This is a genomic window from Amycolatopsis sp. MtRt-6 (assembly GCF_017308975.1).
Lineage (GTDB): Bacteria > Actinomycetota > Actinomycetes > Mycobacteriales > Pseudonocardiaceae > Amycolatopsis.
Map to the genome: position 1 here is coordinate 1 of NZ_JADWPD010000051.1, position 14,239 is coordinate 14,239.

Sequence of the window (14,239 nt, forward strand, 5' to 3'; positions counted from 1 at the left end):
CCGCGGCAGCCGACCGCGCAGCCGCAGCGGCCGACCGCGCAGCCGCGGTGGCCGACCGCGCAGGCGCAGCACCCGGCCGCGCAGCAGCGGTGGCCGACCCGCCGCCGGCCGGTGCCGCCGAGCCCGTGACACGCGCCCTCGGAGCCGTTGTCGAGCCGGTGGGCAAAGCTGCCGTCGAGCCGGTTGCTCGGGCCGTCGGGACAGTCCTCTCACCGATCGGGGAGCTCACCACCGCCGTTGCCGGATCGGTGGCCGGTGGAGCCCAGCCGGTCGCGAAAGCCGTCGGAACCTCCCTCGCGCCCCTGCGCGCAATCACGAAACCGGCCTCGCACCTCGTGCGCGCCGTCGTGCCGGTGGCGCGGCCGCTCACCTCCGCCGCGCGGGCCGTGCTCGCTCCGGTCGCCAAGCCCGTCGCCGCCCTCGTCAAACCCCTCACCGATGTCGTCGCCCGGCCGGTGGCCGGCCTGCTCGGGCCCCTGGCCACCCTTGTCGAACCGGTGACCTCGAACCTCCTCGCACCCGTGCTCGGCGCCACGTCCCCCGTCGTGGGCGACCTGCTCACCCCGGTCGAAGACACCGTCGGACGGCCCATCGTCGCGCCGGTCACCGATGTCTTCCGGCCACCACACCCGGCTCCGCCCGTGATCTCGCCCGTCCGGACCGCGGCGGGGGTGACCGATGTCCGGCCGCTCGCGCCCACCACCGCCGCCGTCCCGAAGCAGCAGGCCCCGGCCGGATCGCACCACGGCGCACGTGCCGTTCACGTGAAAGCCACCGCGCAGGCCCGCGGCCACCGCCCCGGCGGCACGCCCGCGCACCCCGGCGCCCCCGTGTCGCCCGATGTCGCCACCGGCGCCGGCTCCACGACTCCGGCCGCCTTCCTCGCCTCCGGGCACGCACCCCACCACTTCCGCGCGTCCCCCTGGACGCACGGGGTCTTCGTGCCGCTGTGGCGGCCGTGCGAACCGGGCACCGGACCCGGCTAGTCCGTCCCGATCTTCCGCCCGTCGTGTGCTCCGCGGCGCGTTCCGCGCTGCCCGCGACCGCAGGACCCGAACCGAAAACCATGCGTGGAAGAGGGATTGAGATGGAAGCGAGCGTGTTCGACCTCGGGAAGGTGCGAAGAGACGCGGTGGTCACCGTCCGCCTGGACGCGATGGCCAACGTCAGGTTGCTGACCGCGGTCAACTTCCAGGCCTACCGGCGCCGGCAGTACTACCGGATGCACGGCGGGGTGGCCACCGCACCGATGTTCAAGATCCACATCCCGGCGAACGCCCACTGGTTCCTGGTGATCGACGTCGAGGGCCTCGAAGCCCGGCCCCTGCGCCCCCGGGTGAGCGTCGAACCGGACGCCGCCGTCGCCGCTCGTGGACGCGGCGGACCGCGGTGAGCACCCCTTCGGCGTTCCGGGGCCGCCGAAGGGGTGACCGGGCAGCCACCGCGGGTACCCGGGACGCATGCAGACCTTCCTGCCGTGTGTCGGCTTCACCGCCAGTGCCCGCGCGCTCGACCGCCGCCGCCTGGGCAAACAGCGCGTCGAGGCGCTCCAGGTGCTGCGCGCCCTCGTGATCCCCGGCTACGGCTGGCGCCACCACCCGGCGGCGAAGATGTGGACGGGGTACGAAGAGGCGTTGACGCGCTACGGCCTCGACGTCTGCGCGGTGTGGCGCGAGCTCGGCGCGGCCGACACGTGCGCGGTGAAGCTGGCCGACGAGTTCACCCGGTCGGCCGGCGCGGCCGAGGTCCGGACGCAGGCGGACCTCACCGCCGCGGGTGAGGTGCCGCCGTGGCTGGGCGACGACGCGCTGCACCGGAGCCACCGGTCGGCGCTGGTGCGCAAGGACCCGGACCACTACGCGGCGCAGTTCCCCGGCGTGCCCCCGGACCTGCCCTACGTGTGGCCGCCGTCGGACCGCCCGGCCCGGACCGCCTGAGCCGGCCACCGGTGGCGGTTCACCCGGCCCCGGTTTGCGACACTGGCGCCCGTGTGCGCCGACTTCACCCGGATCCGCCGCTTCCTCGAGGAGCGCGACCCGCCGACGCCGTGCCTGGTCGTCGACACCGACGTCGTCGCGGCCCGGGCGCGGGAGTTCGGCGCGGCGTTCCCCGGCGCGCTGATCCGGTACGCGGTCAAGGCCAACCCGGCGCCGCCGGTGCTCGACGCGCTGGTGGCGGCCGGGATCGGCTTCGACGTCGCCGGGCCCGCCGAGCTGCGGCTGTGCCTCGAGCGCGGTGCCGACCCGGCGGAGATCGCCTACGGCAACCCGATCAAGAAGCCCCGGGACGTCGCCTTCGCGTTCGAGCACGGCGTCCGGGAGTTCACCTCGGACGCCCCGGCCGACGTCGACCACCTGGGCCGGTACGCGCCGGGCTCGGCCGTGTCGATCCGCGTCGTGCTCGACGCGCCGGACTCCGCGACGCCGTTCGGCCGGAAGTTCGGCTGCGCCCCGGCCGAAGCGCTCGACCTGGTGCTGCGCGCGGCAGCGCGCGGACTGCGGCCCGGCGTCGCCTTCCACGTCGGCTCGCAGCAGCCGGACGTCACGGCCTGGGAGATCGGCATCGCCACGGCGGCGAAGCTGTTCGACGAGGCCGCGGCGCAGGGTGTCGCGATGACGCGGCTCAACCTCGGCGGCGGCTTCGCGACCACCCACCGCACGGCCGTCCCGTCCTTGGCCGCGTACGCGGCGACGATCGCGTCGGCGCTGGCGGAAAACTTCCCGGCCGGTCGCCCGGAGCTGCTGCTCGAACCCGGCCGGGTGCTCGTCGCGGACGCCGGTCTGCTGCGGACCGAGGTCGTGCTGGTCGCGCGGCGGGACGAGCGGCGCTGGGTGTACCTCGACATCGGCCGCTACAACGGGCTCGCCGAGGCCGAGAACGAAGCCATCGCCTACCGGTTCGAGCCGGTGGGTGCCCCCGGCGGCCCGGACGGCCCGGTGGTGCTCGCCGGGCCCACCTGCGACGGCGACGACGTGCTCTACCAGCGGACGCCGTACGCCCTGCCCTTGGCGCTGCGGACCGGCGACCGGCTCGACCTGCCGGGCACCGGCGCCTACACCGCGAGCTACGCGTCGGTGGGCTTCAACGGGATCGAGCCGCTGCGCACCTGCTTCCTCGGGCGGTGGGGCGATGCCTGACGTCGGCCGGTTCACCGGGCGGCACGTGCTCGCCGAGCTGCACGGCGTCGACCCGAACCTGCTCGACGACCCGGTGCGCCTCGGGGAGCTGCTGCGGGCCGCGGTGACGGAGGCGGGCGCGACGGTCCTCGACGTCGTGGCGCAGCGGTTCGCGCCCCAGGGGGCCACGGTGATCGCGCTGCTGGCCGAGTCGCACGCGTCCGTCCACACGTACCCGGAGCACGGGTCGCTCTTCGCCGACGTGTTCACCTGCGGGGAACGCGCCGATCCCGAACACGCCCTGCGGCTGCTGGCGACGTCGCTGCACGCCGCTTCGGTCCACCTGTCGGTCCTGCACCGGGGAGAACGCTGATGCCCCTGATCCACGAGCCGGTCGGCGACGGCCTCACCCGCGTCTGGGCGGTTGGCGACGTGCGGTTCCACGAGCGCACGCCCTACCAGGAGGTGCTGATCGGCACGACCGCGCAAGGGGTTTCGCTGTTCTGCGACGGCGAGCGCCAGAGCACCGAAGCCAGTCAGCTGGTCTACCACGAAGCGCTGATGGTGCCCGCGCTCCTGCTGGCCGAGCGGGTGCGGCGGGTGCTCGTCATCGGGTCGAGCGAAGGGGTCGCGAGCGAGCTGGCGGTCGCCGCGGGGGCTTCGCTGGTCGACCACGTGGACATCGACGCCCAGGCCGTCCGCGCCTGCGCCGAGCACCTGCCCTACGGCTACACCCCGGCGGACCTGGCGCGGGCGGAGCGGGGCGAGGGGGCGGTCCGGGTGTCCTATGCGGACGGCTGGGCCTTCCTCGCCGCGGCCGGGCGCCGGGGCGAGACCTACGACGTGGTCGTGATCGACCTGCCGGACGAGAACGCCGAGGCGGACGCCCAGCACAACCGCTTGTACGGCACGGATTTCCTCGCCCGCTGCGCCCGCGTGCTGGCGCCCGGCGGGGTGGTGACCTGCCAGGCGGGCTGCCCGACGCTGTGGCGCAACGAGACGCTGCGTGCGTCGTGGCGGCGGTTCGGCGAGGTGTTCGCGTCGGTGCTGTACTTCGGTTCCGACGAGCACGAGTGGGCCTTCCTGTCCGGGCGCGCGGACCCGGTCGAGGACCCGGGCGCGCTGGTGGCCCGGCGGTTCGCGGAGCGGGGGAGCACGGCGGCGACGCTGGACGCCGAAGCGCTGCTCGGCGGCTGCACCCCGCCCCATTCCCTCCGCCGGGGCGGTGGCGCGGGCCCGCGGTCTTGACCTTCGATTCCCCGAATATCCCGCGCTCGGAAAGGTGAATTGGCGGGAAATGGATTTCCCGCGCGCTGCACGCTGCGTGTTACTCCGTTCAGTGGCCGTCGAAAAGGTTGCGATCGCGCTACGATCCTCTCCGCGCGCGATCATCATCACCACCAAGGCACCGTGGCCCATTTGGAGGAGCGTCATGCTCGGTATGTCGGTCGTAGCCGCAATGATTCTGTCCGCCCTCGCCGCTCCCGTCGATTCTCCGGCGTCGTCGGTTCCGACCGAAAAGATCACGCTCGACATCAAGACGATCAACGGCTCCGGCTGCCCGGCGGGCACGGCCGCCGCCTCGGCCGACGTCGCGCCCGACAACACGTCGTTCACGGTGCGCTTCAAGAACTTCACCGCGAAGGCCGGTGGTGGGGCCTCGGCGCTCGACGCCCGGAAGAACTGTCAGATCAACGTGCTCGTCCACGTGCCGCAAGGGTTCACGTACGCGATCGCCCAGGCGCACTACCGCGGCTTCGCGCACATCGAGAGCGGGGCGAGCGCGATCGAGCAGGCCAACTACTACTTCACCGGGACGGCCCCGACCGCCCGGGTGCGGCACACCTTCACCGGCCCGTTCCACGGCGTGTGGCGGGCCACCGACACCACCGAGGTGGCTGAGCTGGTGTACGCACCGTGCGGGGAGAGCCGCAACCTGAACATCAATGCGGAACTGCGCGCGGACGCGGGTTCCTCGTCCGGTTCCAGTTACATCGAAATGGATTCCGAACACGCGAGCGTGGACACGATTTACCAGTTCGCCTGGAAGACCTGCTGAATTTCGGCGGTCATTGTCACGGCAAACCCGCGCACCGGCGCCCCGGCCGGTGCGCGGGTTTGCCGTGTGCGCCGGAAACGGCGAAATCCGTTGAACACCGATCAGGTGGCGGACGTCAGTTGCGGACCGGCCGGCGTTCGGTCTCGGGGACCAGGCGGCATCGTCGCTCGAACCGCTCCATCAGGACGGTAGCGATCAGGACGGCCACTGGGGTGCTCACCGCGATCCACATGGAGAAGAGCTACCCAGCGCCGCGCGAGCTCAATCGCCCGCGGACAGCCGGGTGATCAGGTCCAGCAGGCCGGCGCGGAACGCGGCGTCGTCGGCGAGGCTGCCGAGCAGGGCGGGCTCGGCACGCACGGCCTGCTCGTGCACGGCCCGCCCGCGCTCGGTCAGCCGGGTCAGCTGACGGCGGCCGTCGGCCGGGTCCGCGGCCCGGCTGACGAACCCGGCCCTGGTCAGCCGGTCGAGCGTGCGGCTCATCGTCTGGTCGGTCACCTGGCAGCGCCGGGCCAGCGTCCGCTGGGGGAGCGGTCCCTCGCGCAGGGTGTGCAGCGCGATGAGACCCGCGTGCGTGAGCCCCATGCCGTCCAGGGTGGCCACCCAGCGTTGCTCCGCCAGCCGCGCGGCCACGGCCAGCAACCGGCCGGTGGGCCACGTGCTCAGGTCGGGTTCGGAGGTTGTGCTCACCGTCGCTGTGCTCGCCATCAGTCGGGGATCGTCGGGTTCGTCGTGCGGAATGTTCAGCTTGCTGAACAATTGGGCGTGTTCGCGCTCGAAAGGACTCTAGCGACCATGAACGAGAACCCGCCCCGCCTCCGCTGGCTGGTCCCGGCCCTCCTGGTGATCGCCTGGCTCGGCCTGGGCGGGTTCGGCGGCCCGTTCGCCGGCAAGCTCGGCGAGGTCGCGAAGAACGACAACGCCGCCTTCCTGCCGCGCTCGGCCGAAGCCACCGAAGTCGCCGACGAGCAGAAGGCGTTCAACCCGCGCCAGGTGCTGCCCGCGACGGTCGTCGCCGAACGCCCGAGCGGCCTGACCGGCGAAGACCGGCGGTTCCTCGAGGCCAGGGCGCGGGAGCTGGGCAGCGTCCCCGGCGTGGCCGGCCCGCTCGGCGAGCCCCAGCGGGCACCCCGCGACGACCAGGCGGTGCAGCTGTCCGTGCCGGTCGCCGCCGACGGCAACCCCGCCGACGTCGTCAAGGAGGTCCGGGCCCGCCTCGGCGGCGCCCCGGCCGGGCTGACCGTGCTCGTCACCGGGCCGGCCGGGCAGGTCGCCGACCTGGTCGAGGCGTTCGGCGGCATCGACGGCATCCTCCTGCTGGTCGCCGGCGGCGTGGTCGCGCTGATCCTCGTCGCGGTCTACCGCAGCCCGCTGCTGCCCTTCCTGGTACTGCTCTCGGCGGTGTTCGCGCTCGGGCTCGCCAGCCTCGTCGTCTACCTGCTGGCGAAACACGACGTCCTCGCGCTCAACGGCCAGAGCCAGGGCATCCTCTCGATCGTCGTCTTCGGCGCGGCGACCGACTACGCGCTGCTGCTGGTCGCGCGGTTCCGCGAGCAGCTGCGCGACACGCCGAGCCGGTTCGACGCCATCCGGCTCGCCTGGCGCGCGACACTCGAACCGATCGTGGCTTCGGCGGGCACGGTCGTGCTCGGCGTGCTGTGCCTGCTGTTCAGCGACCTCAACTCGAACAAGGGCCTCGGCCCGGTCGCGGCGATCGGCATCGGTGCGGCGCTGCTGGCGTCGACCACGTTCCTGCCGGCGGCGCTGGCCCTGTGCGGCCGCGGCGCGTTCTGGCCGTTCAAGCCGGCGCTGGGGTCGCCGCACCCCGAGGCGTCCGGGCTCTGGGGCCGGGTCGCGCGCCTGGTCGGCCGCCGTCCGCGCGCGGTCTGGGTGGTGACGGCGCTGGTGCTCGGGGTCGGCGTCGCGTTCCTGCCGCAGCTCAAGGCGTCCGGGACCGCGCAGTCGGACGTGTTCCTCACCGAGGTCGATTCCGGGCGGGGCCAGGAAATCCTCGGCAGGCACTTCCCCGGCGGCCTCGGCGCGCCCGCGGTCACGATCGCCGACGCGGACGCGCTGCCGGCCGTCCTCCAGGCGTCCACAATGGACGGGGTGGCGCAGTCGTTCCCGGTGCCGGGCCCCGACGGCCGCCCGAAGGTGGCCGGCGGCCGCGTCCAGGTCCTGTCGGTGCTGACGGACCCGGCGGACTCGGAAGCGGCGGTCGCCACCGTCGGCAGGCTGCGCGACGCCGTGCACGCGATCCCGGACGCGAACGCGAAGGTGGGCGGCCCGACGGCGATCCAGCTGGACACGCGGCAGACGTCGAAGCACGACCGCGCGCTGATCATCCCGATCGTGCTCCTGGTGATCTTCCTGGTGCTGGCGTTGCTGCTGCGGTCGTTGCTCGCCCCGCTGCTGCTGATCGCGACGGTGGTCCTTTCGTTCGCGGCGACGATGGGTGTGTCGGCGTTGGTGTTCAACCACCTCCTGGGCTTCCCGGGCGCGGACCCGGTGGTGCCGTTGTTCGGCTTCGTGTTCCTGGTGGCGCTGGGGATCGACTACAACATCTTCCTGATGACCAGGGTGCGGGAGGAGGCGCTGACCCACGGCACGCGCGAGGGGACGTTGCGCGGGTTGACGGTGACGGGCGGGGTGATCACGTCGGCCGGGGTGGTGCTGGCGGCGACGTTCTCGGCGCTGGCGGTGATCCCGATCCTGTTCCTGGCGCAGATCGCGTTCATCGTGGCGTTCGGGGTCCTGCTGGACACGGTGCTGGTCCGGTCGCTGCTGGTGCCGGCGCTGACCATCGACGCCGGGCGGCGCGTCTGGTGGCCGTCCTCCGGCTACAGCATCGGCACCCGGGTTCGGTAGTGGCCGAGGAAGCCCTCGTTCGCGGCGTCGCCGCCGGGGAGGTTCGAGCTCTGCCAGAGGGGGATGTCGCCGGCCAGTGCGGTGAGGCGGACGAGCAGCAGGTTCCACAGGTAGGTCGAGCAGAGGGTGGACAGCGCCGCCGTGGTCCCGCTGGGGGTCGGGACCACCGCGTCGCCCGGCGGGATCGCCGTGTCCAGCACGGCATCGGCCAGTTCGCCGAGCTTGGCGAAGGAGCGTGCCGGGGCGCTGTCCATGTGTGGCCGGGACGAGAAGGCGACGACGTAGGCGCCCCGCTTCCGGAGTTCGTCGGCCATTTCCACCGGGAAGGCGTTGACGCCCGAGTTGGAGAAGACGATCCCGGCGTCCCCGGGCCGGACCTGGGCCTGCGCGACCAGCGTCGCGGCCAGGCCGGGGACCCGTTCCAGCTGGGTGCTGGCCTGGGCGCCGTGCAGGGGCAGCAGGCCGGGGTGGAACAGCGGGCGCACGCAGGCCAGGCCGCCGGCGCGGTAGAAGGTCTCCAGCACGGCCGCCAGGCTGTGCCCCGCGGCGGCGGTGTGCACCAGCCGGCCGGCGCGGACGACGTCGAGGAGCCGGCCGGCCACCTCGTCGAGGGTGGCGGCGTTGCGGTCTTCGATCAGGCGGAGGTGCTCGCGTGCCGCGGCGCCGAAGTCGGTGGTGAAGTCCACGGATGCTCCTAGCTGGGTGACAGTGACCTCTATGGTCTAGACCATTGCGGGGGCGGTTGGCTAGTCTCGCGCTCGTGACCGATTCCGTGTTCCTGATCACCGGCGCCTCCCGGGGCATCGGAGCCGCCACCGCCCGGCTCGCCGCCGAAGCCGGCTACCGCCTGGTCCTCGTCGCCCGCGACGAAACCCGGCTGGCCGGACTCGCCGCACAGCTCGGCGGCCCCGACCGGGTCTGGCCGGTCGCCTGCGACGTCACCGACTGGGCGCAGCTCGACGGGCTGGTCGCCCGGGTGCGGGAGAGGTGGGGCCGGCTGGACGTCGTCTTCGCGAACGCGGGCACCAGCGTGGTGACGTCGTTCCTCGGCCACCGCGGAGCACCGCCGGACGAGTGGCGGGACATGGTGCTGGCCAACGTGTACGGCCCCGCGCTGACGGCCCGTGCGGCCCTCCCGGCCCTCGTCGAATCCGGCGGTCACCTCGTGCTGACCGGCTCGGCGGCGGGCCGCGGGGTGCGGCCGGGAAACCTGTATTCGGCCACGAAATGGGCGGTCACCGGCCTGGCCCAGTCGATCCGCGCCGAGTGCGTGGGCACCGGCGTCCGGGTGACGTTGGTCCAGCCGGGCCTGGTCGACACCGGTGGAATTCCGCCCGAGCGCTCCCAGGACCCGAAGCTCGACCCGGCGGATGTGGCTCGCGCGGTGCTGTATGCGGTCGGTCAGCCCGCGACGGTGGACGTGAACGAGATCCTGGTTCGCCCCGTGGGGCAGGGCCCGTACCGCTGACCGCCGCCGCTGACCGCCGGCCGCTCGGGCGGGAACCCGGGTGTCGCGGCCGGTTGCGCCGAGCCGGGCCACCCGGCCCGCGGGGCCGTCGATCGCGATGGTGGGCGTGGGGTGTGCCGGATCAGCCTCGGGCACCGGCCGGGTCGGGGTCGGTGGCCAGCTCGGCCCACAGGGTCTTGCCGCTGGGCCGCCGCAGCTGGCCCCACGCCGCGGCGCAGCGCTCCACCAGCAGGAGCCCGCGCCCGCCGTGGTCGGATGGTGCCCGGCGGCGGGCGGGCTCGCCTCCGCCGTCGTCGACCTCGATGCGCAGCTTGGCTGCGCCGGGCAGGAGCCGGACGTGGTAGGGCGCGCGGCCGTGGCGCAGCGCGTTCGACGTCAGCTCGTCCACCACCGTCACCGCCGTGCCGACGAAGGCCGCCGGGAAGCCGCGCAGGACCGTCCGGACCCAGTGGCGGACCCGCGCCAGTTCGGAAAGCTCGGGGGAGATGCCGAGTTCGTGCCGGACAAATCGGAGTTTCACGTCCGCCTCCTTCGCCGTGCCCGCCCCCGTGGGGAGGCCCTCCCCTTCTTCATGCCCGGAACCGGGCTCGTCGACACGGGTATCGGTGGACGTCATGCCGCTCCAGGGAGGGGACGGGTGGACACGGGCCGGCGGCTCAACCCGTTCCGGACGCAATCTACCAGCGCCGCCCGCCCCGGGCAGGGTGGTGCCCCGTCACCGTCCTTTAAGGACTTCCGCGGGCTGTGCGGGCGCCGGCGGCGGTTCCGCGGCCGCCGGCGGCACGACCGCGACGTTCACGGTGCGGGTCAGCCGCTCGTAGGGCGCCCGGTGCTCGTCGTCGAGCAGCACCGCCAGCGGCGTCCAGACGCCCACGACGAACACCGACGCGGCCAGCGCGACCGGCAGGAGCAGCTGCTCGGGGTGGTGGGCCAGGTCCCAGCGGTCGAGGTCCAGCAGCAACCAGGCGAGCCACAGCGGCGAGAGCAGGACGCCGTTGCGGACCAGCAGCGCGACCGGTCCGGCCCGCCGCCCGCCCCGGCGGGCCACCCGCAGCAGCATCGCGCGCTTGCCGGGCGTCGAGCCGGTGACGGACGGCAGCACCACGAACCACACGAGGGCGAGGACGACGACCGGCGTGTCGCGGTGGCGCAGGTCCTCGCCGAACAGCGTCAGCAGGCCGAAGAGGAACCCGAGCAGCGCGGCGAACCCGAGCAGGTCGGTGGCCAGCGCGAACAGCCGCCGCGTGAAGGTGACCTTCGTGGCGTAGCGGCGCCGGTCGTGCTCGGGTTCCGGCGCCGGGAGGAGGCGCCCGAGCGGGCCGGCCAGCAGCCAGCCCGCGACGACGCCGGCGGTGTTGAGCAGCAGGTCGTCGACGCTGAAGAGCCGGTACGGGCACGGGTAGACGAACCACAGGCCGGTCAGCTGCGTCAGCTCGAAGAACAGCGACACGCCGAAGCCGATCAGGGTGGCGGGCAGCAGCCGCGTCCGCCGGGCGTACCGGACGTAGAACCCCAGTGGCACCAGCATCACGACGTTGAGCGCGGTGGTCCAGACCGCGGGGTTGTGCAGCAGCGCGCCGGGGCTCCACCGGCCGCGGGCCCGCTGGGAAACCACCTCGACGAAGTAGAACGGCCGCAGCTGCGGGGAACTGGCGTAGGTGTGCCCCGCGCAGTAGGCCGGGTCGGCGGGCAGCGGCAGGACCGTCTGCGTCGCGATCGCCAGCAGGTAGAACAGGAACGCGTAGAAGACGAAGGTCGGCCACCCGCCGGCGCGGCCGCGGCGGCGGTAGCTGACGAACGCGGCCGGGAGCATCACGGCCAGCGCGACGAGCGGGAACAGGAGCAGGGCGGTCCGGACGGGGACGAGGTAGGTGGTGACCACGGAGCCGGTGGTACCCAGCCTCGCCGGCGGCGAAGCGTGCTTCCCCGCCGGCGGCTGGGCGAGCACCGGACCGGGCTCACTGCGGCGGCGCCTCCTGCTGCCCGCCGCCCTGCTTGTGCAGGTAGTCCTTGACCTTGTCCGAGCCCTGGTCGATCTTGTCGGCGTGCTGGCCGAAGCGCTGCTTGGCGGCTTCGGCGGCCTTGTCGACGCCCTGGTCGGCCTGGTCCGGGTGCTTCCCGAGCGCTTCCTTCGCCTTGTCGAACAGATTCATCGCGGGCCCTCCTCCGGAAATTCGATCTTCGGGCTCTTCGAGGAGAACACCGGGGGAGGCGGCCCGCAACGCTCCTTCCCCTGCGCCGGGGATTTCGGTGTTTCCCCGGGTGAAAGGCGGGGTGCGGGGGTTTGCGCGTGACGGGCCGGGGTACCGCCGGCCCGCCCGTGACGGGGGGCGCGTGAACCGCGCGCCGCCGTGGCCCGTATATCGGGGTGACGATCGCCGCCCGGCCGCACGGGACGGCGGTCACCACCGTGCACCACGACGTGAGGCTCGCCATGGTCGGAAACATCGGTCTGCCGCTGGTACGGCGGGTTCGCCGCCGCACCCCGGTCGCGGGGGCGGCCCTGCCCGATTTCGGGCTGCCCCGTCCCGGACGGCGGCAGCACGTCGTCGCGAACCGGATCCTCACCGCGCTGGCCGCGCTGCTCGTGCTGTTCGCGCTCCTCGCCCCGGACGACCTCAGCTCGTTCTCCGTCGCGGCGCTCGCGCGCGTGCCGGTCGAAGGGCTCGTGATCGGCGCGTTCCTGCTGGTCCTGCCGCCGCGGCCGCGCCGGGTGGCGGCCGTGGTCGTCGGGCTGGGCCTCGGGCTGTTCACCCTGATGAAGGCGCTCGACACCGGGTTCTACGCCACCCTCGAGAAGCCGTTCGACCCGATCTACGACTGGAGCTTCTTCCACGCCGGCGTCGAGTTCCTGGCCGGGCAGATCGGCGACGCGGCCACGATCGCCGCGTTGGCCGGCGCCGGGGTGCTCGCGCTGGCCGTCGTGGTGTTCATGGTCCTGGCGGTGCTGCGGCTGAGCCGGGTGGCCGCCGGGCGGCGGACCGGCGCGACGCGGGTCGTGGCCGTTCTCTCGGTGGTCTGGATCGTCTCGTCGGTGTTCGGCGTCGAGATCGCGCCGGGGCAGCCGCTCGCCGCGCAGAGCGCCGCCGCGCTGGCCTACGGCGACCTGCGCCAGGTCGGCGCCGACCTGCGTGACCAGCGGCCGTTCGCGGAGGTGGCCGCCGACGACGCCTTCCGGACCACCCCGGGCGCGCACCTGCTGAACGGCCTGCGCGGCAAGAACGTCGTGCTCACCTTCGTGGAAAGCTACGGGCGGGTCGCGCTCGACGACCCGGTCATCGGGGCGAAGATCGGCCCGACGCTGGACGCGGGCACGGCCGAGCTGCGCGCGGCCGGCATCGGCGCGAAGAGCGCGTACCTGTCGTCCTCGACGTTCGGCGGCGGCAGCTGGCTGGCGCACTCGACCGTGCAGTCGGGGATGTGGATCGACAACCAGCAGCGGTACAACGACCTGCTCGCCAGCGACCGGCTGACCCTCGGCGGCGCGTTCCAGCGGGCCGGCTGGCGGACGGTCTGGAACGTGCCCGCGCACACGAAGGACTGGCCGGAGGGACAGAAGTTCTACCACCCGGACGCCTACTACGACGCCCGATCGATCGGGTACCACGGGCCGGGCTTCGCCTACGCCACGATGCCGGACCAGTTCTCGCTGTCGATGCTGCAGCGCAAGGAGCTCGCGAACACGGCCCAGCGGCCGGTGATGGCGGAGATCGACCTGGTGTCCAGCCACGCACCGTGGTCACCGCGCCCCTGGCTGGTGGACTGGAACCAGGTCGGCGACGGCTCGGTGTTCGCCCCGCAGCCCGCGGCGGGCGAAGCGCCGGAGTCGGTCTGGAAGGACCCGGAGAAGATCCGCGAGGCCTACCGCGACGCGACGGACTACTCGCTGAAGACGGTGATTTCGTTCGTCAAGCAGTACGGAGACGACAACCTCGTGCTGGTGTTCCTCGGCGACCACCAGCCCCCGGTGGTGACCCCCCAGGGCGCGGTCCACGACGTGCCGATCACGATCGTGGCGAAGGACCCGAAGGTCCTCGACCGGATCGCGGGCTGGGGCTGGGAGGACGGCCTGCGCCCGGGTGCGAAGGCGCCGATCTGGAAGATGGACTCCTTCCGGGACCGCTTCCTCAACGCCTTCGCGCACTGACCGTCCGCTTCGGACAGTGCGGCGCGGCCGTCCGGGGGCGCTCGCTAGCCCGGATGGAGCAGCGCTGTGACTTTCCGCTGCGCGTCGATTCACTGGCCCGATGAATTGCCGGTAATTCTTTCGCACTTCTACGCTCGTCGTGTCGGGTTCTCGGCGCTGAGGAGTGCTCATGCGTAGGAAATGCACGGTTTTCGCAATCGCTGTGTTTTCCCTGTTCGGTCTGATGGTCGGGCCTGCGGCCGCGGCCGCCGGTGATTTCGCGCCACCCGGCTGCTTCGGCCAGCGCTACGGGATCCTGTTCGGACAGGGCGTGTCGGTCAGCTGCTTTCCCGGTGAGGGCTACGGATACCGCGTGCTCGCGCACTGTTCGAACGGCACCGCCTTCTGGCTGGTCGCCGGTCTTCCGGTGCCCTACGGATTCGGCCCGGCCGTCGCGGAGTGCTCCGGTGCGCTGCTGGTGCCCGCCCAGGTGATCGCTTACCGGGTCGACGAAATCTGATATCGCGCACAGAACCGCCCGGTCACCGTTTTTCCCGGTGGCCGGGCGGCGGCGTGCCCGGAATTCGGCGGCGAAAGCCGCG

16 protein-coding genes are annotated in these 14,239 nt (G+C 73.0%); 11 read left to right on the top strand and 5 right to left on the bottom strand.

Going from position 1 to position 14,239, the window contains the following annotated elements; translation table 11 throughout:
- Nucleotides 1-335 precede the first annotated feature (335 nt).
- The 7 genes from I4Q55_RS47050 to I4Q55_RS47080 all read left to right on the top strand — a co-directional run bounded on the left by I4Q55_RS47050 (nucleotide 336) and on the right by I4Q55_RS47080 (nucleotide 5,175).
- Nucleotides 336-986 (top strand): hypothetical protein, encoded by a 651-nt coding sequence (locus I4Q55_RS47050; protein WP_206797410.1) that lies wholly within the window; start codon nucleotides 336-338, stop codon nucleotides 984-986.
- Nucleotides 987-1,087: 101 nt separating this feature from the next.
- Entirely contained in the window at nucleotides 1,088-1,393 is a 306-nt protein-coding gene (locus I4Q55_RS47055) for a DUF1883 domain-containing protein (protein ID WP_206797411.1), read from the top strand.
- A 67-nt stretch (nucleotides 1,394-1,460) separates the two neighbouring features.
- A complete protein-coding gene (locus I4Q55_RS47060) occupies nucleotides 1,461-1,937 on the top strand; it encodes an MSMEG_6728 family protein (RefSeq protein WP_206797413.1) in 477 nt (158 codons plus the stop codon).
- Nucleotides 1,938-1,988: 51 nt separating this feature from the next.
- Entirely contained in the window at nucleotides 1,989-3,137 is a 1,149-nt protein-coding gene (locus I4Q55_RS47065) for a type III PLP-dependent enzyme (protein WP_206797415.1), read from the top strand.
- Nucleotides 3,130-3,489 (top strand): adenosylmethionine decarboxylase, encoded by a 360-nt coding sequence (speD, locus tag I4Q55_RS47070; RefSeq protein ID WP_206797417.1) that lies wholly within the window; start codon nucleotides 3,130-3,132, stop codon nucleotides 3,487-3,489. The genes I4Q55_RS47065 and speD overlap by 8 nt, the downstream gene beginning before the upstream one ends.
- Complete coding sequence (locus I4Q55_RS47075; RefSeq protein WP_206797419.1) at nucleotides 3,489-4,364, top strand: spermidine synthase; 876 nt, start codon at nucleotides 3,489-3,491, stop codon at nucleotides 4,362-4,364. The genes speD and I4Q55_RS47075 overlap by 1 nt, the downstream gene beginning before the upstream one ends.
- 184 nt (nucleotides 4,365-4,548) lie before the next feature.
- On the top strand, nucleotides 4,549-5,175 hold the full coding sequence (locus tag I4Q55_RS47080; RefSeq protein WP_206797459.1) for a DUF4360 domain-containing protein: 627 nt from the start codon (nucleotides 4,549-4,551) through the stop codon (nucleotides 5,173-5,175).
- 261 nt (nucleotides 5,176-5,436) lie between these two features.
- Here I4Q55_RS47080 and I4Q55_RS47085 read toward each other — a convergent pair whose 3' ends face one another.
- The gene (locus tag I4Q55_RS47085) at nucleotides 5,437-5,883 is read right to left on the bottom strand and encodes a MarR family winged helix-turn-helix transcriptional regulator (protein WP_206797420.1); all 447 of its coding nucleotides are present in this window, start codon (nucleotides 5,881-5,883) and stop codon (nucleotides 5,437-5,439) included.
- 87 nt (nucleotides 5,884-5,970) lie between these two features.
- On the opposite strand from I4Q55_RS47085, the gene I4Q55_RS47090 reads away from it, so the two are divergent.
- Nucleotides 5,971-8,043, top strand: a complete 2,073-nt coding sequence (locus tag I4Q55_RS47090; protein WP_206797425.1) for an MMPL family transporter — start codon at nucleotides 5,971-5,973, stop codon at nucleotides 8,041-8,043.
- Here I4Q55_RS47090 and I4Q55_RS47095 read toward each other — a convergent pair.
- Nucleotides 8,016-8,729: a sugar isomerase domain-containing protein gene (locus tag I4Q55_RS47095; protein ID WP_206797427.1), complete on the bottom strand. Its 714-nt coding sequence runs from the start codon at nucleotides 8,727-8,729 to the stop codon at nucleotides 8,016-8,018. The two genes, I4Q55_RS47090 and I4Q55_RS47095, sit on opposite strands and share 28 nt — an antisense overlap.
- A gap of 74 nt (nucleotides 8,730-8,803) precedes the next feature.
- Here I4Q55_RS47095 and I4Q55_RS47100 point away from each other — a divergent pair, with 74 nt between their 5' ends.
- On the top strand, nucleotides 8,804-9,511 hold the full coding sequence (locus I4Q55_RS47100; RefSeq protein ID WP_206797429.1) for an SDR family oxidoreductase: 708 nt from the start codon (nucleotides 8,804-8,806) through the stop codon (nucleotides 9,509-9,511).
- A gap of 121 nt (nucleotides 9,512-9,632) precedes the next feature.
- Here I4Q55_RS47100 and I4Q55_RS47105 read toward each other — a convergent pair whose 3' ends face one another.
- From I4Q55_RS47105 to I4Q55_RS47115, 3 genes are all read right to left on the bottom strand, one after another.
- Nucleotides 9,633-10,031, bottom strand: a complete 399-nt coding sequence (locus tag I4Q55_RS47105) for an ATP-binding protein (protein WP_206797430.1) — start codon at nucleotides 10,029-10,031, stop codon at nucleotides 9,633-9,635.
- Between the two features lie 195 nt (nucleotides 10,032-10,226).
- Complete coding sequence (locus tag I4Q55_RS47110) at nucleotides 10,227-11,393, bottom strand: VanZ family protein (RefSeq protein ID WP_206797431.1); 1,167 nt, start codon at nucleotides 11,391-11,393, stop codon at nucleotides 10,227-10,229.
- A 76-nt stretch (nucleotides 11,394-11,469) separates the two neighbouring features.
- Complete coding sequence (locus I4Q55_RS47115) at nucleotides 11,470-11,664, bottom strand: antitoxin (protein WP_206797432.1); 195 nt, start codon at nucleotides 11,662-11,664, stop codon at nucleotides 11,470-11,472.
- Between the two features lie 281 nt (nucleotides 11,665-11,945).
- On the opposite strand from I4Q55_RS47115, the gene I4Q55_RS47120 reads away from it, so the two are divergent.
- Together I4Q55_RS47120 and I4Q55_RS47125 are read left to right on the top strand one after the other, a co-directional pair.
- Nucleotides 11,946-13,658, top strand: a complete 1,713-nt coding sequence (locus tag I4Q55_RS47120) for a sulfatase (RefSeq protein WP_206797461.1) — start codon at nucleotides 11,946-11,948, stop codon at nucleotides 13,656-13,658.
- Between the two features lie 223 nt (nucleotides 13,659-13,881).
- Nucleotides 13,882-14,157: a hypothetical protein gene (locus I4Q55_RS47125; RefSeq protein ID WP_242547994.1), complete on the top strand. Its 276-nt coding sequence runs from the start codon at nucleotides 13,882-13,884 to the stop codon at nucleotides 14,155-14,157.
- Nucleotides 14,158-14,239 lie beyond the last annotated feature (82 nt).